Genomic DNA, 21,726 nt, shown 5'->3' with positions numbered 1-21,726 from the left:
GCCAATTCCGAGTTCCACCCCAAGAATATGGATTTACTCCTGAAAATCAAGTAGAGTTATCTCTTGAATAATTAAAATATGGAGTCCCCCATGAGCGCAAAAGGGCAATTGTTACAAGACCCGTTTCTGAACACATTGCGGAAGGAGCATATCCCAGTATCGATTTATCTGGTAAATGGTATCAAGCTGCAAGGACATATCGACTCTTTTGACCAGTATGTGGTGCTGCTGAAGAACACCGTCACGCAGATGGTATATAAGCACGCGATCTCCACCGTGGTTCCCGCAAGGGCGGTTACTATTCCATTTGAGGCACCTGCCCTTCCTGATGCTTGATCGCCCCGCTGATGACGCGTCCCACGCTAGCACTGCTGTGCTGGTCGGTCTTGATTTTGGAGACGGCGATTACGCTGAAAATCTGGAAGAACTACGGCAATTAGCGGCAAGCGATGCGCTTGCGGTTTCCACCGTGATCACGGGAAAGCGCTCTCGGCCTGATCCCGCCACCTTCGCCGGTAGCGGGAAGGTGAACGAAATCATGTTGGCATTGGAACAAACTGGCGCCTCGCTGGTGATTTTCAATCATGATCTCTCGCCCGCGCAGCAACGTAATCTGGAGCAACGTCTCGGGCAGCGTGTGATAGATCGCACCAGCCTCATACTGGATATTTTTGCCCAGCGCGCCAAAAGCCATGAAGGCAAGTTGCAGGTAGAGTTGGCGCAACTTGAACATCTCGCCACCCGCCTTGTACGCGGATGGACTCATCTGGAGCGGCAAAAGGGCGGTATCGGTTTGCGCGGTCCCGGCGAGACCCAACTGGAAACGGACCGGCGGTTGCTCGGAAAACGGGTTAAACTGCTTAAGGAAAAACTCGCTAAATTCCAATCTCAGCGCGATGTGCAACGCCGTTCCCGGCAGCGTGCCGAGGTGATGTCGGTTTCCATTGTCGGTTACACCAACGCCGGTAAATCCACTCTGTTTAACCGTCTTACCCGCGCCCACGCCTACGTCGCCGATCAGTTATTCGCTACCCTTGACGCCACCACCCGGAAATTGTTTATTCCAGAACACGGACCGATCGTTATTTCCGATACGGTGGGTTTCATTCGCGACTTGCCCCATACACTCGTTGCCGCGTTCCGCGCCACGCTGGAAGAAACGGTGCAGGCTGATTTATTACTCCATGTGGTGGATGCGGGTAGTCCTAACCGGCACGCGCAAATCGACGAAGTAAACAAGGTACTGAAGGAGATCGGCGCCGACTCAATTCCTCAAATACTGCTGTTAAACAAGATAGATCTAATCGATTTATCGCCAGCCGCGGCGGGCTATGGGCGGGACGAGTATGGTAGAATTACGCAAATTCGCTTGAGCGCAAAAACCGGCGAGGGGCTGGAGCTTATTAAGCTATCCTTATCCGAAGCAATGGAAGAGTGTGCCTTGCAACGGCGTGCGAGCTCCCCGGAAATCGGAAACCTTGTTGGCAGATACGCCACTCTTAACTCTTAACTCTTAACTATTGAGCAAACAATACGATTTGTATTTATCTGTATTTCCATTAGCTGAAATACGGAGTTTTGACCATGCCGTTTGATGGTTGTATCTATATAACAGAGAATAGGAATCATCATGGGATTAAACGATCCTCAGTGGGGAAGAAAAAAAGGCAATTCCGGTCCACCTGATTTGGATCAGTTATGGCGCAACTTTAACAAGAAACTGAATAACCTTTTTAAACGTAAAGGCGGTGGTGGTAACGGATCGGGTGGTGGCGAAGGACCCGGCGGCGGAAGTCCCAAGAGGTATGCGGGCAGCGTTGGTTTGCTTGCCGGACTGCTTTTGCTTCTATGGATATCGAGCGGATTTTACATTGTCAACGAAGGCCAGCGAGGTGTTGTACTGCGTTTCGGAAAATATGTCGAAACCACTCAGGCGGGCTTGCGCTGGCACTTGCCGTACCCGGTTGAAACGGTGGAAGCCGTTAACGTAAGCCAGGTACGCACCGTGGAAATCGGCTACCGCAACAATGTGAGAAGCAAAGTATTGAAGGAATCGCTGATATTGACCGACGACGAAAATATCGTTGATATCCAGTTTGCCGTGCAATACATCCTCAAGGATCCCGAGGCATTCCTGTTCAATAATCGCGAACCGGAAAATGCGGTACTACAGGCGGCGGAAACCGCCATTCGTGAAGTAATCGGTAAAAGCAAGATGGATTTCGTGCTCTACGAAGGGCGTGAGCAAGTGGCGGCGAAGGCCACCCAGCTGATGCAGTCAATTCTCGATCGTTACGAAATAGGGATTGCCATCAGCAAAGTGACGATGCAGAATGCGCAGCCGCCGGAGCAGGTGCAGGCCGCGTTCGACGATGCGGTCAAGGCGGGCCAGGATAGAGAACGGCAAAAGAACGAAGGCCAGGCTTACGCTAACGACGTCATTCCGAGAGCCAAGGGTAACGCCGCGCGTCTTCTGGAAGAAGCTGAGGGATATAAACAGCGGGTAGTTGCCAGCTCTGAGGGTGATGCCAGTCGCTTTAAGCAGGTTCTCGTCGAGTATAACAAGGCGCCTGTTGTAACGCGTGATCGTCTTTATCTGGATATGATGCAACAAGTGCTTTCCAGCACCAGCAAAATACTCGTGGATCAGAAAGGCGGCAACAATTTACTTTATCTGCCGCTGGATAAGCTAATACAAACCAGCGGATCTTCATCGCCATCCACGCTGACCCCCGATGTGCTTCCCCCGGCCGCATCAGAGGTGGTACCTGACGCTGCTCGTACCCGAGAGGCATTTCGTGGTCGTGAACGGGAGACAAGATAAGTGAAAAACTATACCTCAACGATATTGGGCATCGTTATCGCCCTGTTTCTTCTTGCTGGCTCATCGCTGTATATCGTGGATCAACGCCAGCAAGCGATCTTGTTTCAACTGGGTGAGGTAATCGACGTAAAAACTGCGCCCGGTCTTTATTTCAAGATACCGGTGGCACAGAACGTTCGCTATTTTGATTCGCGTATCCTCACTATGGACACAGCGGAGCCGGAACGTTTCATCACTTCGGAAAAAAAGAACGTGCTGGTGGATTTGTTCGTGAAGTGGCGCATTATCGACGTCAAGCAATATTATGTCAGCGTCCGTGGAGACGAAATGCTCGCGCAGACCCGGCTGTCACAAACTGTGAACTCCAGCTTGCGCGACGAATTCGGCAATCGAACGGTACATGACGTGGTTTCCGGGGAACGCGACAAAATCATGGAAATCATGCGTCAGAAGGCCGATGCGGATGCGCGTAAGATAGGAGTGGAAGTCGTGGACGTTCGCCTGAAGCGGGTGGACCTGCCGCAAGAAGTGAGCGAATCGGTTTACCGCAGGATGGAGGCGGAGCGGAAACGCGTGGCCAATGAATTGCGCTCTACCGGGGCGGCGGAGTCGGAAAAAATTCGTGCCGATGCTGACCGGCAACGTGAAGTCATCCTTGCGGAAGCTTATCGGCAGGCCCAGGAGGTAAAAGGCGAGGGGGATGCCAAGGCTTCCGCGATCTATGCCAGCGCTTTCCAGCCGAATCCCGAATTCTATTCTTTTTACCGCAGCCTGGAAGCCTATAAGCAGAGCTTCAAAAACAAGGGCGACATGATGGTTTTAGAGCCTACTTCGGAATTTTTCAAGTATTTGAAGACTCCGGGGCGGAGCGCGAAATAGATATCGGGTTCAATTCCATAGGTGGATTTGCCAACACGGGTTTACTTGCTCGAACAGGTTCGCTTCACAAATCACGACACATGTAATCCTATATTGTTGTTCTACTATGTCTTTGGTGTTCCCAGCCCGCAAAAGCGTTCACATCGCGCTGTGAATTTATCGGGATGCCTGCCGAGGTTGTGTCGATATGTGGGACACTTTGTTAATTGCGTTTGCCCTGATGCTGGTGATAGAAGGGCTTCTTCCGTTCCTGATACCCGGTGTTTGGCGCGAGACTTTCAGGAAGCTGACCGAAGCTGGGGACGGCCAGATACGCTTCATCGGTCTGACCTCTATGCTGGCAGGATTGTTGCTGCTTTATCTCGTCAATTAGCAGCTGGTTGGACTTGCTCCACATCACCCACTTCTCTTCTGATGTAGCGGATCATAAAACATGCGTGAGTGGATTCTTCCTGAATACGTTGAGGATATCCTGCCCGCTGAGGCGCTGCGCATTGAAATGATGCGCCGGCGAATTATGGACTGGCTATTGGTGCACGGCTATGAGCTGGTCGGTCCGCCTCTATTGGAATTTGTGGAGTCATTGCTCTCAGGCAGCGGTGGTGATACGGACCTGAGGATGTTCAAGGTGGTGGATCAATTGAGCGGCCGGATGATGGGGCTGCGCGCAGATATGACACCGCAGACCGCGCGTATCGACGCGCACTTGCTCAACCGCAAGGGAATTACCCGGCTTTGTTATGCGGGGAGCGTATTGCATACCTTGCCATCGGGATTGACCCGTACCCGCGAGCCACTCCAGATTGGCGCGGAATTGTACGGTCATGCCGGACTGGAGAGCGATCTGGAGGTCCAGCGGCTCATGCTGCAATCTCTGGCGATAGCCGGGATAGATAAAATTCATCTCGATCTCGGCCATGTCACTGTATTCCGTGGCCTGGTCAGAGGTGCGGGAATTCCGGTAGAACTGGAAACGGAATTATTCAGCGTTTTGCAGGCCAAGGATAATCGCGGATTGGAGAAGCTCTGCACCGGATTGAGTAAACGCGTCGATATGCGCGCGCGGCAAGCATTGCTGCTGTTGCCCGATCTATATGGAGACAGTACTATATTGGCCCTTGCGCGTAAGTCCCTGCCGGATTATCCCGAAATCAGAACAGCGCTGGACGAACTGGAAGCGGTGGGGACGAAACTGGGGCCCCTGGTGGATTCGCTCGCGTTTGATCTGGCCGACCTGCGCGGTTATCACTACCACAGCGGCATGGTATTCGCTGCTTATGCCGCCAGATGCCCCAACGCTATCGCGCTCGGCGGGCGCTATGACGAGATCGGTAAGGCGTTCGGAAGGGCCCGCCCTGCCACAGGCTTCAGTATGGATTTGCGGGAATTATCGGGATTAGTGCAAGCCGATCTCTATCCCAAGGGAATCCTGGCACCTTACGCCAACGGTGACACGATGCTTGAAAAGACAATTGAGCAGCTCCGCAATGAAGGGCAGATTGTCGTCGTGGAATTGCCGGGGAATGGAGGTAAGCAGAATATGTTCAATTGTGACAGAAGGTTGGTGTTGCAAGACAAGATTTGGGCAATAGTACAGATTTAACTTGAATTGCAACACTGCGGAATTCCGAAAGCTTCACAAGGCACCTACTTTTCCCCGCATCTTTCACATTCAGCGGCGATTAATTTTAATGATCAATAGACATGACTAAAAACGTGGTCGTCATCGGCACTCAGTGGGGCGATGAGGGCAAAGGCAAGATCGTGGATTGGCTTACGGACCATGCTCAAGGAGTAGTCCGCTTCCAGGGTGGGCATAACGCGGGCCATACGTTGGTCATTGCCGGCAAGCAGACCGTGCTGCATCTCATTCCTTCCGGAATTCTGCGTGACGATGTTGCCTGCTATATTGGCAACGGCGTTGTGGTCTCTCCACAGGCATTGCTGGACGAAGTCGATATGCTGGAGCAAGCAGGAGTCGATGTGCAAAAAAGGCTCCGCATAAGTGAAGCTTGCCCACTGATACTACCCTGCCACAGCGCGCTCGATAGCGCCCGGGAAACAGCAAGAGGGGCAGACAAGATTGGCACCACGGGACGTGGCATTGGCCCCGCTTATGAGGACAAGGTGGCGCGCCGTGCGGTGCGCATCCAGGATTTGTTTCATCGGGACCGCTTCGCCGCCAAACTCGGTGAGATGCTGGACTATCATAATTTCGTGCTGAAAAATTATTTTCATGCGCCCATCGTGGATTTTCAGCAAACGATGGATCACACCCTCGCCTTGGCGGGGCGCATCAAACCCATGATGGCGGATGTACCGCGGCTTTTGTTCGAAGCCAACAAGATCGGCAGCAACCTGCTATTTGAAGGTGCGCAGGGAACGTTGCTTGATATCGATCATGGTACTTATCCTTTTGTTACGTCGAGCAATTGCATTGCCGGGGCGGCGACAACCGGAAGCGGGGTTGGTCCGCAGATGCTGCATTACGTATTGGGCATCACCAAGGCATACACCACACGGGTTGGCGCCGGACCTTTTCCTACCGAGCTGGACAACGACGTGGGTAGGCATTTGGCGAAACGCGGAAAGGAATTTGGCGCAACGACGGGGCGGCCGCGCCGTTGCGGGTGGTTCGATGCCGCCGCATTAAAGCGCTCTATCCAGATCAATGGCGTATCGGGCCTGTGTGTCACGAAACTGGACGTACTGGACGGTGTCGAGGCTCTACGTCTTGGTGTGGGCTACAAATTGATCGGCAACGGGGAGGGAGAGAAGTTCAGCAGTATTTTACCGGTGGGCGCGGACGAACTGGCTTATTGCGAACCGGTTTACGAGGAAATGCCTGGATGGACAGGCAGCACCGTAGGAATCAAGAATTTTGAACAATTACCCGCGGCGGCACAAAATTATCTGAAACGGATGGAAGAAGTCTGCGAAGTACCGATAGACATGATATCAACCGGACCGGACCGGGAAGAAACCATTGTGCTGCGGCATCCCTTTGAATAACAGTTGAGACGGTTATCATCAAACTAGCCTCTCATCGAGAATCGGACGGTACCTGTTGCGACTTCTGTAAACCAGAGCGAATGCCATGCAGGATTACTCCTCTTATCTCAATCATTGCTTGTCATCTCCCTGTGAGTTGTTCCTTTGAGCCCGGTTACCGTTTTTGCAAGGTTGGCGCTGTCGTTCCGCCGTATGCGTGAAGCGTATGAATTCCTACACGATTCGCACGGCAAGTTGGCAAGATGATCACCTGGCACTACGTATGGTGCGCGAAGCGGTGTTTATTTGCGAACAGCATGTCCCGGTCGAATTGGAATGGGATGAGTGTGATGCAAGGGCCCTGCACTTGCTTGCGATCGATCTAGTGGACAACCCCATTGCCACAGCCCGGTTGCTACCGGAAGGTGTTATCGGGCGCATGGCGGTGCTTAAGGAATGGCGAGGCAGAGATGTGGGGGGCGCGTTGCTCCTACGCTTGCTTGAGGAAGCAAGGAAAAGGCAGATTCATCAGATAACTTTGAGCGCACAGCTGCACGCTGTGCCGTTTTACGCCAAATTCGGCTTCCAGATCACGGGGGAAGAGTTCATGGATGCTGGCATCCCTCACGTGAGAATGAACTTGCGATTATCGTGAAACCCGGCGTGGCACATGCTCGCAACAGGTACCCGCACCGGATTTTGATCGTCGCATCAGAACGGCAACATGAAATCGAGGGATAAGACAACCTGGTCTTTATGCCCGCCGAAAGGCCGATAATCGACGTTATGCAAGCCATCCGCGGCGTCGTACCGAACGTTTGGACGAACATTGAACTGTTTCATCGCCTTCCAGTCAAGCTTCAATGTCTTTGCCGCCTTCCAGTTCATGCCCAGCGTGACCGCGTAATAATCAGCGGGCAAACTCGTGCTATTGCCGAGGCGGCCCGGTCCCAGAGCATAACTGAATCCCTGGTTGTTGGTGGCGGCAGCCACACGGCCAGGGGAAAAGACACGGAAGCCGTCTCTGTCGCGGAACCACTCGGCACGCACGCCTATCGATAGATCGGGCGTGATGTCATAATAGGTGTGCGTGTTGATGCCATACCATTCGGCATTCTGGATCACGCCGTTCAGTAACACCCCTCCGGCATAGCCATGGTCGTGTTGAAAAACAAAATTCATTTTGGGAGTAATTCTGTGTTTGAGCACGAGACTATACATTCCCCAAGGCTCATTGCTTCGCGTGGAGGTCTCGGCGTAAGTCCCGGCCAGATTGGCTGAGGTTCCCATGTCGTCACTTGTCCAGGTAATGCCGGCAATACCGCCCCAGTTACCATATTGCCTGTTAAAACCTCCATCCCAGCCGCCGGTGGCACTACCCGTCGTGGTTCCTCCCATCAGCGACCAGTTCTTGTTGACCGTGTAGTTCCCCAATGCACCGGTATGGGTAAAGGGTTCGCCATACTGCATCGTGTAGGCATGCGAGTAGAAGAAATTGTTGGGCGCCGGAACCGACTCGTAACCGATGGGCGTATAGAAATGACCAACCTTGACGTTCAAGCCATTACCGACCGGCACATAAACCTCTCCATATGCCTGTGGGAGTGCGATGCCGTAATAACGCGTCGAGGCACAGCACAAGTCAAGATCCCAATCGCTTCTGTTCAACGGTTGCCCGGAATTCACATCGAATGCGGGAACACCATAAGCCTGGGTAAAAATGGCGTCCGTACCAAACAGGAAATCAAAACGCCCCCCGAAATCCCATTGGCTGCCCGTAGCTACGACAGGACGCTCTATAAATACATTAAATTGATTCAGCTGAAATCGATTGGCTTGATCGTTGAAAGTAACTGGACCATTGAACCCATCGATGTGGCTTGGATTGAAGGTCGCGCCGCCGTTGATCCAGCCCCCCACTCTGATACCACTATTTTTAAAGAAATCCGCCATAGTGTTAGCATAGGTATTGGCATGGACATTAGCTACCTGCGTCGCCGCTAACAGACTACCCATCAAGGCGAATATTACCTGGCCTCTGCATTTTGGCAGGTATGTCATATTGATTTCCCCCCCAGGTAAAAACACTACAAATGGAATGGTATTACGTTTCGAAACGTATCACGCCATATGTGAATAAACTGTAATGTATTTGTGAGGAATTTGTGAAATTATTTGATTTACGAGGATTAATTCGTGAACGAAGGCGTCATCCCGTAACAAATCGTTGTAACACAAGGAATGGCGTGATGATACCTGTCATGTTGCGCGAATTGATCTCGCGCAACATCTATCAAAACACCGATTTTTTCTTTCCATGGACGATGACTACGGCTGCAAGATAGCCGCTATCGCAATTCGGAGGGACCGGGTATCTGTGCGAAATGCTGAATAACGAAGAATTGCGGCGACAGAGGAAACTGATCCGGCGGATTATTCCTCGTTTGCCTTGAGTTTGAAGCGGCACACATCTCCGCCGCGAGCCATGCACTCATTTTGTTCGACCTTGCTGTCGGTAAAGGTTTCCATCAATCCCCGGTCAAGATGACAGATCTCTAGGTCTTTTTTTGCCATGCTGTGGAATACGCAGTTATCGGCTTCAATTACCGCCTCGCCCCCAGGCAATGTTGCATTCCTTGCATGGTACCCGAGCTGGTCCATGACCTCGGCAAGCTTCTCGACCTTCTCCTGATGCGTAGTCAGGCCAGGGTATTGGCTGCGTATCTGATGGGCTACGTTCGCACCGATCTCGCTCATGCGCTTGCCTATGTTTGCGGCACCTTCTTCCCGCTGGACCGAGGCCAATACTAATTGCGCAAGCCAGGAATACTGCCGCGGCGACATCTCTTTGGCAAGCTCGGTTAACATATAGAGCTGCTGTGGACGTCCTCCCCCCGAGGGGCGCGTGGCTCCGGCTGCGACCAATCCCGCCACCTCCAGCGAGGCAAGGTGTTGCCGCACCGCGTTGCGCGTGATCTCGAGTCCTTTCGAAAGCTCATCCACACTCAGCCCAGCCTTGCTTCCCCGCAGTAGCTTGAGCAATTGTTTCTGCCGTTCACCCATCATGTCAATCGTCAGCCTTACGCCTACCTGCATTTTATGCTGAAAAAATTATGACGCTTTATAAATAATAGAATACAACAAAACCTCAGTCGAAAACATATAAAATACTTATAACATAACTAACTTGACAAAGTGTTATTAGTTGAATATAGTTCGGATAAACGTGACTCGCAACCTCGCCACCTTCCTTTACTGTCGATTTACCTGGTTTCATGGAGATGCCGTTATGGAAACAAGGACGCTTTTCGCAGCTTTATCCCTCGGTTTATTGGCCGCTTGCGCGCAACTGACTCCTCTTGAAGCTGTCCAGAACACAAATATTCGTAAAGCCGTTCAGAACGCCAGAACCCGCAGCGATCATGATGCCTTGACGAAATATTTCGAAGGCGCCGCCAGGGAGATGCAAACAAAGGCTGAGGAGCAAAGAAAATTGCTTGAGCACTACGAGGAAAAAGGCTATCTCTACGGTCGGCAAGCCGAGGACCGAAAATCACGCACCTGGGCTTTGGCGCGCAAATACGAGGAAAGCGCGCAGGCTAATATAAAAGAAGCAGCCGCCCACCGGCAAATGGCATTGGAAGCGGCGCAAGGTAGTTATGCCGCGCAAGATGGCCAATAGCTGGCCAAGCTTCTATAGAAATGCTTCGGCAGCGTTCTCTCGAAATCGCCGAGGCAGGAGAAGCTTCAGGAAAGCCGTTGTGTCCAGTATCGCGAGAACCGGGAAGTCGCGCTTTTCATTTGATGCTCGGTTCAGCACAGTTCATGCTTAAAATGGCCTCTGTACAGCTTGCTGACCGGTTGAGATTAGAAAGGGATCGTTGCATCAAGGGAAAACAGGACTTGATCTTTTCTGCTATCGAAAGGCCGATATGCCTGATCGATGCCATCCGCTCTGTCATAACGAATATTTGGACGAATATTCAGCTTTTGCATTGGCTTCCAGTCAACCTTCAGCCTTTTTGCTGGTTTCCAGTTCATGCCCAGTGTGACTGCGTAATAATCAGCAGGGGCGAAGGTCGGCGCGAAATTACCCGCAAAGCTGTGTCCTCTATTGTCGGTGGCGGCAACAACCCGGAATGGCGAGGGAACTCGAAAACCGTCCCTATCGCGAAACCACTCCCCACGGACACCGATGGATAGATCTTCCAGGAGGTCATAATACAAATGCGTATTGATGCCATACCACTCGGCATTCTGATTCACGCCGTTCAACAACACACCCCCCGCATAACCGTGGGTATGGTGGACAACAAGGTGCGTTTTGGGAGTGATTCTGTGTTGCAGCACTACGCTGAACATACCCCAGGGCTCCCTGCTGCGTGCAGAGGTCTCGCTATAGGTACCGGTGACGTTAATCGAGCTTCTCATATCGTCGCTGGTCCAGGTAATTCCGCCCAACCCCCCCCAGTTACCCAACTGTCTATCAAAACCGCCATCCCAGCCGCCGGTAGCGCTGCCGGTGGTTGCACCGCCCATAAGCGACCAATTCTTGTTGAGAGGATAGTTTCCCATCAGCCCCGTATGGGTAAAGGGTTCGCCATTATTAAAGGTATAGGCATGGGTATAAAAAAAGTTATCGGGAGCCGGAACAGTCTCATAACCAGTTGGCGAGTAAAAATGGCCGGCCTTGAGGTTCAGTCCATTACCAACCGGAAGGTATGCTTCCACATAAGCTTGCGGGAGTGCGATTCCATAGGTGCGTGTGGAAGCACAGCATAGATCCAGATCCCAATTTCCCCTGTTCAACGGCTGCCCTGAATTCACATCAAAAGGAGGGACACCGAAAGCCTGGGTATAGATGGCGTCGGTACCGAACATAAAATCAAAGCGGCCGCCAAAGTCCAGTGATTTGCCCTCGGTCACCACCGTGCGCTGAATATAGACATTGAACTGGTTTAGCTGAAATCGATTGGCGCGATCAGCGAAAGTGACGGGTCCGTTGTATCCATTGGCCGGATAATTCGGATTGTAAGTCGCCCCGGCATTGATCCAGCCCCCGGCCTTTATGCCATTGTCCCTAAAAAAATTTATCAGGTTACTCGCATGAGCGTTGCATGAATTCATAACAACCGATAACAGGCCGAATGCGATGGCGAATATCATCCGGTTTCCGCAACTTGACGCGAATGTCATTTGCGGGTCTCCCCGGTTACCAGAGATATGGGCCTTGGACGAATCATGAAGTTAATGAACGGTAACGTGGCGAGTGCGGGTCATCGATTATCGAATCAGAAGGGAATGGTAGCATCCAGCGAGAACAGGAATTGATCTTTCCTGCCGTCAAACGGCCGAAACGCGACGCCAATCCCGTCCGCCCGGTCATAGCGGATATTTGGCCTGATATTCAGCTTCTCCATCGGTTTCCAGTTAATTTTCAGCCTTTTCGCAGGTTTCCAGTTCATCCCCACAGTGACTGCGTAATAATCAGCCGGCGCTCCAATAAAGGGAATGTTGCCGGCATAGCTAACCCCTCTATTATTAAGCGCGGAAAGTATCCGGTAGGGCGAGAATACGCGCCACCCGTCCCTATCGTTGAACCGTTCAGCGCGAATGCCGATGGACAGATCATTAAGAAGGTCATAGGTCAAGTGCGTGTTGATGCTATACCATTCGGCATTCTTGATGCCTCCCGGCAGATTAATGCTCCCTGCCCAACCGTGATTGTGGTGCACGACCATATGGGTTCTGGGCGTGATCCGATGCTGCAGAACAACGCTGTACATGATCCAAGGGTCATTTGTCGCCGACTGGCCATACGTTCCGCCGATAGTGGCCGATGTCCTTCTATCGTCACTGGTCCAGATCATACCGGCTAAGCCGCCCCAGTTATCCAGCTGTTTATCGAAACCGCCATCCCACCCGCCGGTAGCGCTGCCGGTGGTTGCGGCGCCCAGGACGGACCAATTGGTGTTGACCGTGTAGTTACCCAGCAAGCCGGTATGGGTAAATGGTTCACCGCTATTTAATGCGTAGGCGCGCGTATAGAAGAAATTATCGGGAGCGGGAACCGTCTCATAACCGAGCGGCGTATAAAAATGGCCGGCCTTGATATTGAGGCCATTACCCACCGGCACGTATGCTTCCAAATAAGCCTGCGGAAGCGCGATACCGTAGGTGCGAGTCGAATTACAGCACAAGTTGAGATCCCAATTGCCCCTATCCGAAGGTTGTCCGGTGTTCTCGTCAAACGCCGAAATGCCAAAAGCCTGCGTATAGATGGCGTCCGTACCGAACAGAAAATCGAAACGGCCACCCAAGTCCCATGCTTTGCCTTCCGACGGTACAGCTCGCTGTATAAACATATTGAACTGATTCAGTTGAAATTCGCCGGAACGATCAGCAAAAGTAACGGTACCGTTGTATCCATTGGAGGGATTATTCGCATTGTAAGTCGCTCCACCGTTGATCCAGCCGCCGAACTCCATGCCGCTGTCCTTGAATAACCTTATTAAGTTGTTAGCATGCGTTTCGCTTGAAGGCAGAATGGTCAATAGCAGAATGCCTGCGACAGCAAGTATTACTACCTGGTTTCTATGTTCTGACATTCGTCGCTCCATTTATGCAGAGCCGGAATTATAAAGCGTGTATGCAGCCTGGGCCCGGCCATTCGAAATTCATTGAGAAGAAACGGTATCCGGTAATGGACATGCGGAAGCGGGAGCCTGGCTTTGCCGAGGTATTCCCTCCATGTCAAATATGCCTTTGAGTCAATGCAAGCCCGGTAAGGAATCTCAAATCGACAGCTATCCCAGGAACAATTTATATGCGGGATTGCCGCTTTCGTCCCAGTAATGGTTGCCAAACTGGCTTAAAAACGCCTTGAATTCGATTTTCTCTTCAGGGGGCACCTCCATGCCGACCAATGCCCGACCATAGTCGGCCCCATGGTTGCGGTAGTGGAACAGGCTGATATTCCAGTGATGGCTCATGCTGTTGAGAAATTTCATCAGCGAACCGGGGCGATCGGGAAACTCAAAGCGATAAAGGAGTTCATTTTTTACGTCATGCGCACGTCCTCCCACAAGATGACGTATATGTAGTTTTGCCATTTCATTGTCGGTTAGATCCTCAGTATGCAGCCCGCTTCTTTCCAGACTCTTGATCAGCTTTTCCGCTTCGCCACGATTGCGGACCGACACGGCGACGAATACGTGTGCTTCTTTCGGGTCGGCATAGCGGTAGTTAAATTCAGTAATGCTTTTCGTTCCCAGCATGGCGCAGAATTTCTTGAAACTACCAGGCTCCTCAGGGATAGTAACCGCCATTACCGCTTCTCGCTGCTCGCCCAGCTCCGCCCGTTCGGAAATATGACGCAGTCGGTCAAAATTCATGTTGGCGCCGGAAGCGATGGCAATCAAGTTTTCGTCCCGGATATTTTCCCTCATGGCATAAACCTTCGCACCAGCGACCGAAAGCGCCCCCGAGGGCTCCAGGATGGCGCGGGTATCCTCGAACACATCCTTGATGGCAGCACAGATAGCGTCGGTATCTACCAGTATGATTTCATCCACCAATTCACGGCACAAGCGAAAGGTTTCCACTCCCACCTGCTTTACCGCCACGCCATCCGCAAATAATCCCGCTTGTGCGAGTTTGATCCGGCGTCCTTTGCGAAGCGACTGGTACATGGAATCGGCATCGACGGGTTCGACTCCAATTATTTTGATTTCCGGATAAAGCCTTTTTACGTAAGCGGCGACACCCGAAATCAAACCGCCGCCCCCCACCGGCGCGAATATGGCGTGGAGAGCGCCAGTATGCTGACGCAGAATTTCCATTCCAATGGTACCCTGCCCCGCGATGACATCGGGATCATCGTAGGGATGCACAAATGTGGCCTGCTCCTCTTTCGCCAATTTCAGTGCGCAGGCATAGGCCTCATCGTAAGAATCCCCGTGGGTCACGACAGTTGCGCCACGGGCTTCAACCGCCTGCTTCTTGATTTGCGGGGTAGTAACCGGCATCACGATCGTGGCGCGGCAATGAAGTCTTTGCGCCGCGAGCGCTACTCCCTGCGCATGATTCCCGGCGGAAGCCGTCACAACCCCACGCTTGAGAATGGCCGGAGAAAGCCTGACCATCTTGTTGTAGGCTCCCCGCACTTTGAATGAAAATACCGGCTGCATATCCTCGCGCTTCAGCAATAGCCGATTGTGTATGCGTGCGGACAGATTCGATGCGAACTCCAAGGGGCTTTCTACCGCTACGTCATAAACCCGGGCAGTGAGAATTTTTTCGAGATAATTGTTTTTCATGAAGCGTACATTTTTGCAAAGTGCTTGCGAATCGGCGATTAGGGATTTTAGCATGGCGGAAGCCGCTCCAGCAGCCTGTCGGGCGCGAAGAATTGAAGAGAAAAGGTGACCCGGGGGTGAAAAAATTGACGATTTCCGAGGCCAAAACCTGGTCTATTGCCCTTTGTGCGCGGAAGCAGCGCAATGTTTGCTGGCCAGATGCTTTGCAGCCGATTTCCTTTAAATCTTCAGTTTCACCAGGCTGCCAGACATTCCGCTGCATTGTTAAAACCGCCGGATAAGGTTATTCTGGTAAACGTTACTTTCTTTACAAATAACATCATGACGCAAGACGAACAAAAACGTGCGGTAGCGCAGGCCGCTATGCAATATATTCCGACTGGTTGCGTAGTCGGTGTTGGCACAGGTTCCACGGCAAATTATTTCATAGACGAACTGGCCGGGATCAAACATAAAATCGAAGGGGCGGTGGCAAGCTCGGAGGCTACTGCGCGGCGACTCGGCGAACATGGGATCGAGGTTGTCGATCTGAACAGTGTCGATTTACTTGCGGTATATGTGGATGGCGCGGATGAAATCACTGAACATTTGCACATGATAAAAGGGGGCGGAGGAGCATTGACACGTGAAAAAATCGTCGCTGCTGTTGCGAAAAAATTTATCTGTGTTGCCGATCAGGGTAAACTTGTGACGGTACTCGGCAAATTTCCACTGCCGGTGGAAGTTATCCCGATGGCCCAAAGCCATGTGGCACGCGAATTGATACGACTGGGCGGCCAGCCAGTGCTGCGCGGGGGATTCACCACCGACAACGGTAATATCATTCTGGATGTGCATAACTTGCAAATTCTGAATCCGGTTGAACTGGAGACAACGCTCAACCAGATAACCGGGATTGTAACCAACGGCCTATTCGCGAAGCGAGGCGCTGATGTCTTGCTGCTGGGCACTGATAGTGGTATCCGAACGATCGTTATTTGAGGCAAGCAGCAATAAAACCGTCACAACCGGCAAGTATCATTCCTTGCTTCTAACCCATCCATAGTGCGCAATGGCAAGTAGCGAACATATATCCAAGCAGTTTGACGCCGACCTCGAGGCAGTGCGAACGCGTGTGTTGCATATGGGCGGATTTGTGGAAGAACAGATCGAGAAAGCCATTGAGGCACTTACCAGCGGCAATGAGAACCTGATTGAGAACATTATTGCTGATGACCATCGCGTCAATGCGATGGAAGTGTCCATAGACGAAATTTGCAGCCAGATCATTGCGCGCCGGCAGCCCGCCGCCGGCGATTTACGCATGATCATGACCGTTATCAAAACCATTACCGATCTGGAACGCATTGGCGATGAAGCGGAAAAGATCGCGCGCATGGCTAAGCTGATCTACGAAACCGACCGCATGCATATGCCACGGTTTGTCGAAATCCGGCATGTCGCCCACATTGCGCTGGAAATGCTGCACAAATCACTCGACGCGTTTGCCCGCTTGGACCTGACGGCAGCGGCCCGGGTTGTGCGGCAGGACGAACAGGTGGATGAAGAATTCCGTTCAATCATGCGCCAGCTCATTACGTTCATGATGGAAGATCCACGCAAAATTTCTACCGCCCTGGAAATCCTGTTTATTGCGAAAGCAATTGAGCGCATTGGCGATCACGCCAAAAATATGTCGGAATATGTCATCTACATGGTTAAGGGCAGAGATGTGCGGCATGTGACTGTTGAAGAGATTGAGCGTGAAGTAGGGGAATAAGCTGCTCAGGCTGCCAGCAACCTTCTGAATTCAACCGGAAAGCCATGCTTGAATACTCCACGCTCGCAGCAGTAGACCTTGGCTCGAACAGCTTTCGTCTGCAAGTGGCGCGGGTGGTAGGCAAACAGATCTATCCGCTGGACAGTTTACGTGAAATGGTACGGCTTGCCGCCGGGCTTTCCGCCGATGAGCGACTGGACGAGGATTCTCAAGAACGCGCGCTGGACTGCCTGAAACGCTTTGGTGAGCGCCTGCGTGGCTTTCCACCGCATTCTGTCCGTGCCGTCGGCACAAATTCGCTGAGAGTAGCGAAGAATGCATCAGCGTTTCTCAAAAAAGCCGAAGCCGCTATCGGGTTTCCCATCGAGATTATTGCCGGGCACGAAGAAGCACGGCTTATCTATCTGGGAGTCGCTCATGGTCTGCCAGTCTCCCGTGACAACCGCCTGGTTATGGATATCGGCGGCGGTTCCACCGAATTTATCATTGGCACCCGCCTGAAACCAATCAAGCTGGAAAGTCTCTACATGGGTTGTGTCAGCTATAGCCTGCGTTTCTTTCCGGATGGCAAAATCACCAAGGGAGCGATGCACCGAGCAGAGCTTGCTGCGGGCAGCGAATTGCAGGCTATCGCCGCCGAATTCTCCAGCGCGCACTGGCAGGAGGCATTTGGCTCATCCGGCACCGTGCGTGCACTCGGTGAAATTATAAAACTGAACAATCTTGATAATGACGATGGCAAGGGCGATATTACTTTGGAAGGACTAGAGAATTTCCGCGACTGCTTACTCAAGGCGGGCGATGTCAAAAAATTAGAAATCACCGGGTTGCGAGCCGACCGCGCACCGGTCATCCCTGGTGGCTTCGCCATTATGTCGGCCGCCTTTTCCGAGCTGGGCATTCGCCGCATGTCTCAGGCAATGGGCGCGTTACGCCAAGGCGTTCTCTACGACTTGCTGGGACGCTTCCATAACCAGGACATGCGCGAAGTAACGGTGAGACAATTCATGCAACGCTACCGGATCGATTCCGCCCAGGCGGGGCGGGTCGAGTCGCTGGCGCTGTTGCTGGGAAAACAATTGCTGGCAGATTACCCTGATGAAGCGAAAGAAATGCTGCAAGTCCTTTCCTGGGCAGCACGACTGCATGAAGTCGGCATTTCGGTAGCCCATTCCGGCTATCACAAACACTCGGCATACATTCTCGGTAACGCGGATATGCCCGGTTTCTCGAGAATGGAACAGGAACGCTTGAGTGTGCTTACGCTCGCCCATCGTGGTTCTATCGGCAAAGTGCGAGAATCCGTCGTCGAACCCCTGGATTTTGCCCTGCTGTTCGCGCTGCGCCTGGCAACGTTGTTTCACCGCAGCCGCAGTGATATCAAGCTGCCGCGCATGGAAGTGTACTTGAGGGATAAGGAATGCGATCTGGTCATCGAGAGAGGATGGCTGGCGCACAATCCCTTGACTGATACCGCGCTATCCGCTGAAATAGAAGAGTGGGCCGCTCTCGGATTCAATTTCCGTATTCAGGATAGACTGGAGGAAACAAGGCCTGTAAAGTAGAAGCCGCGTCCCCTATAGGCGGATAACCTTAATAATCAGTCGATGGCATCCCACTCCAAAAAGAGGTCCACGAAAGCGGGATTGCCGCCAGGCACGCTGGTGCATATCGGCAAAAAGAAATCTGCTGCCCCCAACATCATCTTTCTGGACTACGACGAAAGCGGTGCACGTGAGTCTGAGGTAACCGCTGCCAACCTGGCTGATAAAATAAAGCTGGCGCACGGCACCAAATGGATTAATGTCCACGGGCTCGGTGATACCGCTGTAATGGAACAAATTGGCGCTTGCTTTGACCTGCATCCGCTGGTGCTGGAAGATATATTCAATACCGAGCAACGGTCAAAGCTGGAGGATTACGGCGATTACCTCTACGTGGTACTGAAAACCTTCGGTTACGAGAACAAGGACGGGGAAGAAAGGATAGATTCAGACCAGGTCAGCCTGGTGTTGGGAAAAGACTTTGTGCTATCGTTTTTTGAAACGGAAGGCGTCCAGTTCAAGTCGGTGCGCGAGCGATTGCACTCAAATAAAGGCCAAGTCAGAAAATCGGGCGCGGATTTTCTGATGTACAGTTTGATTGATGCCATTGTGGACAGTTACTTCGTCATTCTTGAGCGGCTCGACGAGAAAACCGAGGCGCTGGAAACGGAGCTGATCGTCCGCCCTCAACCCAGTACTCTGCATTCAATCTACCACCTGAAACGCGAAGGCGTTTTTCTACGCAAATCGCTGTGGCCCCTGCGCGAAGTTATCAGTTCGCTGCAACGCGAGGATTCCCCGTTATTTACCCGCCATACGTTACTTTATCTGCGGGACGTATACGACCATACCATTCACATCATCGAATCGGTTGAGTCCCTGCGCGATGTGACAGCAGGCATGCTTGACATCTATATGTCCAGCGTGAGCTACCGCATCAGTACGGTAATGAAAGTTCTTACCGTTATTACCACTATATTCATGCCGCTATCCCTGATTGCCGGCATCTACGGCATGAATTTCAAGTACCTGCCGGGACTTGAATGGTCCTGGGGGTTTTTCGCGGTACTGGGGGTGATGACAGCTATCAGCGCGGGAATGCTGGTCCTATTTCATTGGAAGAAATGGCTGTAGCGAAATGACGCCGGGTGACGTTAAAATTCGAACACCTGCCCACGCTTCAACTTCTCCGGTTTGAACGCTCCTGCCGCTGCCTGAATTTCCGCCATTGTTGCGTCCTCATTGCCGGGTTCCATGTGGGTGATCAGAAGGCGGACCGGTTTGTTGAGATGCTTCAACCCTTGGGCCAGCAGTTCGGGGCGCATATGTCCGGAAGCTTCAGCGCCTGCCGTGTTGTGGTTGAGGAACGTCGTTTCGATCATCAGGTAGCGCAAATTGCCGATTGCATTCAATGCTTCCCAGAACGGCGCGTGGTAAGTGGTGTCACCGCTGAAGACAAAACTTGCCTTGCCGCTGTCGAGTTGATAAGCCACGCCCGGCACGGCATGCCGCACCGGCAGCGGGCTGATTCTCCGCCCCGCCAATTCCACCGTTTGACCCACTGCTACCGGATGGAATATCACGTAAGGTTTGTCGGGGGAGGGTAATGCGGTGTAATCCGGCCAAAGGCGAAAATTGAACATGTGCTGCGCAAGTATTGCAATCGTTTCTGGCAAGGCATATACAGTGAGCGGTGTATTACGACGCGGTCCCACAACATCCGCAAGCATTGGCAGCAATGCCACGTGGTCGAGATGGGAATGCGTAAGAAATACGGTGTCGATGCGCAGCATCTCGTCCAGAGTTAAATCTCCCGCTCCGGTCCCTGCATCAATCAGAATGTCGCTGTCCAGCATCAGGCAGGTGGTCCTTAAATTCGCCGCGACCCCGCCGGTGCATCCGAGTATGGTTACGCGCATCTTTGCCTCCCGATCGGTAATATCCAAAAGAAATGCCGGTGTAGAGCGGTAATGCTGAATCCGTGGTTGACCGCTCACTTTTCAGTCAAGCCCCGCATCCATGCTAGTGGTGGTGGTTGCCGGCTTGTATTTATCTCATCTCCACCGTCCATCCAGGCTTATTTTGAAAGCAACCTGGAAGTACGGCTTCGCACCGTTGCGGTCCCTTCCCATGACCGTACCCCGATTCCGCTGAAATGTGCCCAGAGAACGGCCATTGCGTGTAGCAGGCGCGGGGCATCGGGCAATATCCATACTTCGGAGATGCGCTTGTCCGCCCGCCAGCCGCGCCCCATGAGTCTTATCAGCGCCCCCAGACCGGCAACGTGATGCCGCATTTGCAGGCACGGAAGCATTTGCGCCCGTTGCGGCGTGAGCCAATGGACGTAGCCTCCCTCGTGAAATACCTTCTCGACCGCATCAAGAAGGTTTGAGGGGAAATGCGCCAGTGGGCATTTCCCCGAGAGGAGCAGGATATTGCGGCGCGCATTGGGGTAGCGCGAGAAGTAAAGGTCGCGGTTGCGCCGCACCAGCTCCCTGAAAGACCGGCCGCGCCCGAACGAGCCTCCGCCCTGATGGTGTATGCGTGCGTCGGGATGCACCCCAAGACGCCAGCCGCTCAGGTCCAGCCGGCGGCCAAGGTCTACATCTTCATAATAGCCCCGGCCGAATGACAGGTCGAAGCCACCAGTTCCCAAAAAAACGCTACGCCGGATCAGGAACGCGTGGCCTTGCAGCCGATGCGTGCGGATATAGCCGCCAGGCCGCCGCAAGTATTGGTTTAGATCATGCCTGGCATAGTCGTTGCCAGCGGGAATAATGACTGCCAGTTGCGGGTCAGCCGCCAGCGCCGCGCACAGCGGCGGCAGAAAATCTTCGCTTGCAACCGTGTCCGAATTGAGCACCAGCACATAAGACGCGTCGGAGCGAGCCACTGCTTCGTTTACTGAAGCACCAAAACCCTGATTCTTCAGGGCGTGATGAATATGAATACCGGCATATGGCAGGTGATCGAGCATCTGACGCGTCTCGGCGCCGGATGCATCGTCCTGAACGTAAATATGGCTTATGGATCCGCCGAGACAGGCAACAATGGAATCGATACACTTCCGCGTCAATGCGGGCGCATTATAAACGGGGATCACCACATCAATAGACGGCGTGGCCGGCATAGCGGTCAGCCTAAAGCCGGCAGATGTAGCGAACTCACCAAAAAGGTGAAGATCAAGTAGCGCAAAAAGTCATTAAGAGTCATGGCGCCGAACTGAGAAATGAGCGGTCCACTTGTGGATGGCCGGATGACCGGAGGGCCGGATGCAGAGTCGGCAATCTCCGTAAAATTCCCGGACAAACCGTTAATCACCCAAAAGCGAGAGTCGGGGCGCGGTCGTCAGGCTGCATCCGGTCCAGGCTGGCCTCAGGCTGTGCTTGCGCCTCCAGCAATGCCACGTAG

20 protein-coding genes are annotated in these 21,726 nt (G+C 52.7%); 13 read left to right on the top strand and 7 right to left on the bottom strand.

The features are described from left to right. Positions 1-90 precede the first annotated feature (90 nt). From hfq to BLP45_RS06535, 8 genes are all read left to right on the top strand, one after another. Positions 91-336 (top strand): RNA chaperone Hfq, encoded by a 246-nt coding sequence (gene hfq / locus BLP45_RS06570; RefSeq protein WP_090371003.1) that lies wholly within the window; start codon positions 91-93, stop codon positions 334-336. Continuing rightward, positions 329-1,510: a GTPase HflX gene (hflX, locus tag BLP45_RS06565; RefSeq protein ID WP_090371001.1), complete on the top strand. Its 1,182-nt coding sequence runs from the start codon at positions 329-331 to the stop codon at positions 1,508-1,510. Before hfq ends, hflX begins: the two co-directional genes overlap by 8 nt. Positions 1,511-1,630: 120 nt before the next feature. Next, a complete protein-coding gene (gene hflK / locus BLP45_RS06560) occupies positions 1,631-2,824 on the top strand; it encodes an FtsH protease activity modulator HflK (RefSeq protein WP_090370999.1) in 1,194 nt (397 codons plus the stop codon). Further along, the gene (gene hflC / locus BLP45_RS06555) at positions 2,825-3,703 is read left to right on the top strand and encodes a protease modulator HflC (protein WP_090370997.1); all 879 of its coding nucleotides are present in this window, start codon (positions 2,825-2,827) and stop codon (positions 3,701-3,703) included. It begins immediately after the preceding gene. A gap of 187 nt (positions 3,704-3,890) precedes the next feature. Continuing rightward, positions 3,891-4,076 carry a DUF2065 domain-containing protein gene (locus BLP45_RS06550; RefSeq protein ID WP_090370995.1) on the top strand — a complete coding sequence of 62 codons (186 nt, stop codon included), beginning with the start codon at positions 3,891-3,893 and terminating at the stop codon, positions 4,074-4,076. A gap of 60 nt (positions 4,077-4,136) precedes the next feature. Continuing rightward, positions 4,137-5,306 carry an ATP phosphoribosyltransferase regulatory subunit gene (locus BLP45_RS06545; RefSeq protein WP_090370993.1) on the top strand — a complete coding sequence of 390 codons (1,170 nt, stop codon included), beginning with the start codon at positions 4,137-4,139 and terminating at the stop codon, positions 5,304-5,306. Positions 5,307-5,407: 101 nt separating this feature from the next. Continuing rightward, positions 5,408-6,715 carry an adenylosuccinate synthase gene (locus BLP45_RS06540; protein ID WP_090370992.1) on the top strand — a complete coding sequence of 436 codons (1,308 nt, stop codon included), beginning with the start codon at positions 5,408-5,410 and terminating at the stop codon, positions 6,713-6,715. Positions 6,716-6,920: 205 nt separating this feature from the next. Then, positions 6,921-7,349, top strand: coding sequence for a GNAT family N-acetyltransferase (locus BLP45_RS06535; RefSeq protein ID WP_090370990.1), 429 nt, complete (start codon positions 6,921-6,923; stop codon positions 7,347-7,349). Between the two features lie 56 nt (positions 7,350-7,405). On the opposite strand, the gene BLP45_RS06530 is transcribed toward BLP45_RS06535, so the two are convergent. Together BLP45_RS06530 and BLP45_RS06525 are read right to left on the bottom strand one after the other, a co-directional pair. After that, on the bottom strand, positions 7,406-8,755 hold the full coding sequence (locus tag BLP45_RS06530) for a porin (RefSeq protein ID WP_090370988.1): 1,350 nt from the start codon (positions 8,753-8,755) through the stop codon (positions 7,406-7,408). Positions 8,756-9,127: 372 nt separating this feature from the next. Next, the gene (locus BLP45_RS06525; protein WP_256327729.1) at positions 9,128-9,790 is read right to left on the bottom strand and encodes a helix-turn-helix transcriptional regulator; all 663 of its coding nucleotides are present in this window, start codon (positions 9,788-9,790) and stop codon (positions 9,128-9,130) included. A gap of 193 nt (positions 9,791-9,983) precedes the next feature. Between BLP45_RS06525 and BLP45_RS06520 the strand changes: the two genes are divergently transcribed. Next, complete coding sequence (locus BLP45_RS06520; protein ID WP_090370987.1) at positions 9,984-10,376, top strand: hypothetical protein; 393 nt, start codon at positions 9,984-9,986, stop codon at positions 10,374-10,376. 185 nt (positions 10,377-10,561) lie between these two features. On the opposite strand, the gene BLP45_RS06515 is transcribed toward BLP45_RS06520, so the two are convergent. From BLP45_RS06515 to ilvA, 3 genes are all read right to left on the bottom strand, one after another. Next, complete coding sequence (locus BLP45_RS06515) at positions 10,562-11,890, bottom strand: porin (protein WP_090370985.1); 1,329 nt, start codon at positions 11,888-11,890, stop codon at positions 10,562-10,564. Between the two features lie 95 nt (positions 11,891-11,985). After that, entirely contained in the window at positions 11,986-13,302 is a 1,317-nt protein-coding gene (locus tag BLP45_RS06510; protein ID WP_256327728.1) for a porin, read from the bottom strand. A 198-nt stretch (positions 13,303-13,500) separates the two neighbouring features. Continuing rightward, positions 13,501-15,012 carry a threonine ammonia-lyase, biosynthetic gene (gene ilvA, locus BLP45_RS06505; RefSeq protein ID WP_090371263.1) on the bottom strand — a complete coding sequence of 504 codons (1,512 nt, stop codon included), beginning with the start codon at positions 15,010-15,012 and terminating at the stop codon, positions 13,501-13,503. Positions 15,013-15,333: 321 nt separating this feature from the next. Between ilvA and rpiA the strand changes: the two genes are divergently transcribed. The 4 genes from rpiA to corA all read left to right on the top strand — a co-directional run bounded on the left by rpiA (position 15,334) and on the right by corA (position 19,449). After that, positions 15,334-15,993 carry a ribose-5-phosphate isomerase RpiA gene (rpiA, locus tag BLP45_RS06500; protein ID WP_176754687.1) on the top strand — a complete coding sequence of 220 codons (660 nt, stop codon included), beginning with the start codon at positions 15,334-15,336 and terminating at the stop codon, positions 15,991-15,993. A 70-nt stretch (positions 15,994-16,063) separates the two neighbouring features. Then, positions 16,064-16,771, top strand: a complete 708-nt coding sequence (gene phoU, locus BLP45_RS06495) for a phosphate signaling complex protein PhoU (protein WP_090370981.1) — start codon at positions 16,064-16,066, stop codon at positions 16,769-16,771. 44 nt (positions 16,772-16,815) lie between these two features. Beyond that, complete coding sequence (gene ppx / locus BLP45_RS06490; protein WP_090370979.1) at positions 16,816-18,336, top strand: exopolyphosphatase; 1,521 nt, start codon at positions 16,816-16,818, stop codon at positions 18,334-18,336. A 42-nt stretch (positions 18,337-18,378) separates the two neighbouring features. After that, positions 18,379-19,449, top strand: coding sequence for a magnesium/cobalt transporter CorA (gene corA, locus BLP45_RS06485; RefSeq protein ID WP_090370978.1), 1,071 nt, complete (start codon positions 18,379-18,381; stop codon positions 19,447-19,449). Between the two features lie 20 nt (positions 19,450-19,469). Here the strand turns inward: corA and BLP45_RS06480 are convergent, their stop codons facing one another. Together BLP45_RS06480 and BLP45_RS06475 are read right to left on the bottom strand one after the other, a co-directional pair. After that, entirely contained in the window at positions 19,470-20,234 is a 765-nt protein-coding gene (locus BLP45_RS06480) for a 3',5'-cyclic-nucleotide phosphodiesterase (RefSeq protein WP_090371259.1), read from the bottom strand. Between the two features lie 158 nt (positions 20,235-20,392). Then, complete coding sequence (locus BLP45_RS06475) at positions 20,393-21,445, bottom strand: glycosyltransferase family 2 protein (RefSeq protein WP_090370976.1); 1,053 nt, start codon at positions 21,443-21,445, stop codon at positions 20,393-20,395. Positions 21,446-21,726 lie beyond the last annotated feature (281 nt).

This window comes from Nitrosospira sp. Nl5, assembly GCF_900102495.1.
GTDB lineage: Bacteria > Pseudomonadota > Gammaproteobacteria > Burkholderiales > Nitrosomonadaceae > Nitrosospira.
Note: the sequence above shows the minus strand (reverse complement) of the source record. Positions and strands in the feature narration are given on the sequence as shown.

Bases quoted from the DNA above. Each gene is read 5' to 3' on its own strand.
- BLP45_RS06480 (WP_090371259.1), bottom strand. From the start codon at position 20,234: ATGCGCGTAACCATACTCGGATGCACCGGCGGGGTCGCGGCGAATTTA.
- hflK (WP_090370999.1), top strand. From the start codon at position 1,631: ATGGGATTAAACGATCCTCAGTGGGGAAGAAAAAAAGGCAATTCCGGT.
- BLP45_RS06515 (WP_090370985.1), bottom strand. From the start codon at position 11,890: ATGACATTCGCGTCAAGTTGCGGAAACCGGATGATATTCGCCATCGCA.
- BLP45_RS06545 (WP_090370993.1), top strand. From the start codon at position 4,137: ATGCGTGAGTGGATTCTTCCTGAATACGTTGAGGATATCCTGCCCGCT.
- BLP45_RS06520 (WP_090370987.1), top strand. From the start codon at position 9,984: ATGGAAACAAGGACGCTTTTCGCAGCTTTATCCCTCGGTTTATTGGCC.
- BLP45_RS06550 (WP_090370995.1), top strand. From the start codon at position 3,891: ATGTGGGACACTTTGTTAATTGCGTTTGCCCTGATGCTGGTGATAGAA.
- BLP45_RS06540 (WP_090370992.1), top strand. From the start codon at position 5,408: ATGACTAAAAACGTGGTCGTCATCGGCACTCAGTGGGGCGATGAGGGC.
- rpiA (WP_176754687.1), top strand. From the start codon at position 15,334: ATGACGCAAGACGAACAAAAACGTGCGGTAGCGCAGGCCGCTATGCAA.
- hfq (WP_090371003.1), top strand. From the start codon at position 91: ATGAGCGCAAAAGGGCAATTGTTACAAGACCCGTTTCTGAACACATTG.
- ilvA (WP_090371263.1), bottom strand. From the start codon at position 15,012: ATGAAAAACAATTATCTCGAAAAAATTCTCACTGCCCGGGTTTATGAC.
- corA (WP_090370978.1), top strand. From the start codon at position 18,379: ATGGCATCCCACTCCAAAAAGAGGTCCACGAAAGCGGGATTGCCGCCA.
- BLP45_RS06510 (WP_256327728.1), bottom strand. From the start codon at position 13,302: ATGTCAGAACATAGAAACCAGGTAGTAATACTTGCTGTCGCAGGCATT.
- phoU (WP_090370981.1), top strand. From the start codon at position 16,064: ATGGCAAGTAGCGAACATATATCCAAGCAGTTTGACGCCGACCTCGAG.
- BLP45_RS06475 (WP_090370976.1), bottom strand. From the start codon at position 21,445: ATGCCGGCCACGCCGTCTATTGATGTGGTGATCCCCGTTTATAATGCG.
- BLP45_RS06525 (WP_256327729.1), bottom strand. From the start codon at position 9,790: ATGCAGGTAGGCGTAAGGCTGACGATTGACATGATGGGTGAACGGCAG.
- hflX (WP_090371001.1), top strand. From the start codon at position 329: ATGCTTGATCGCCCCGCTGATGACGCGTCCCACGCTAGCACTGCTGTG.
- BLP45_RS06535 (WP_090370990.1), top strand. From the start codon at position 6,921: ATGAATTCCTACACGATTCGCACGGCAAGTTGGCAAGATGATCACCTG.
- ppx (WP_090370979.1), top strand. From the start codon at position 16,816: ATGCTTGAATACTCCACGCTCGCAGCAGTAGACCTTGGCTCGAACAGC.
- BLP45_RS06530 (WP_090370988.1), bottom strand. From the start codon at position 8,755: ATGACATACCTGCCAAAATGCAGAGGCCAGGTAATATTCGCCTTGATG.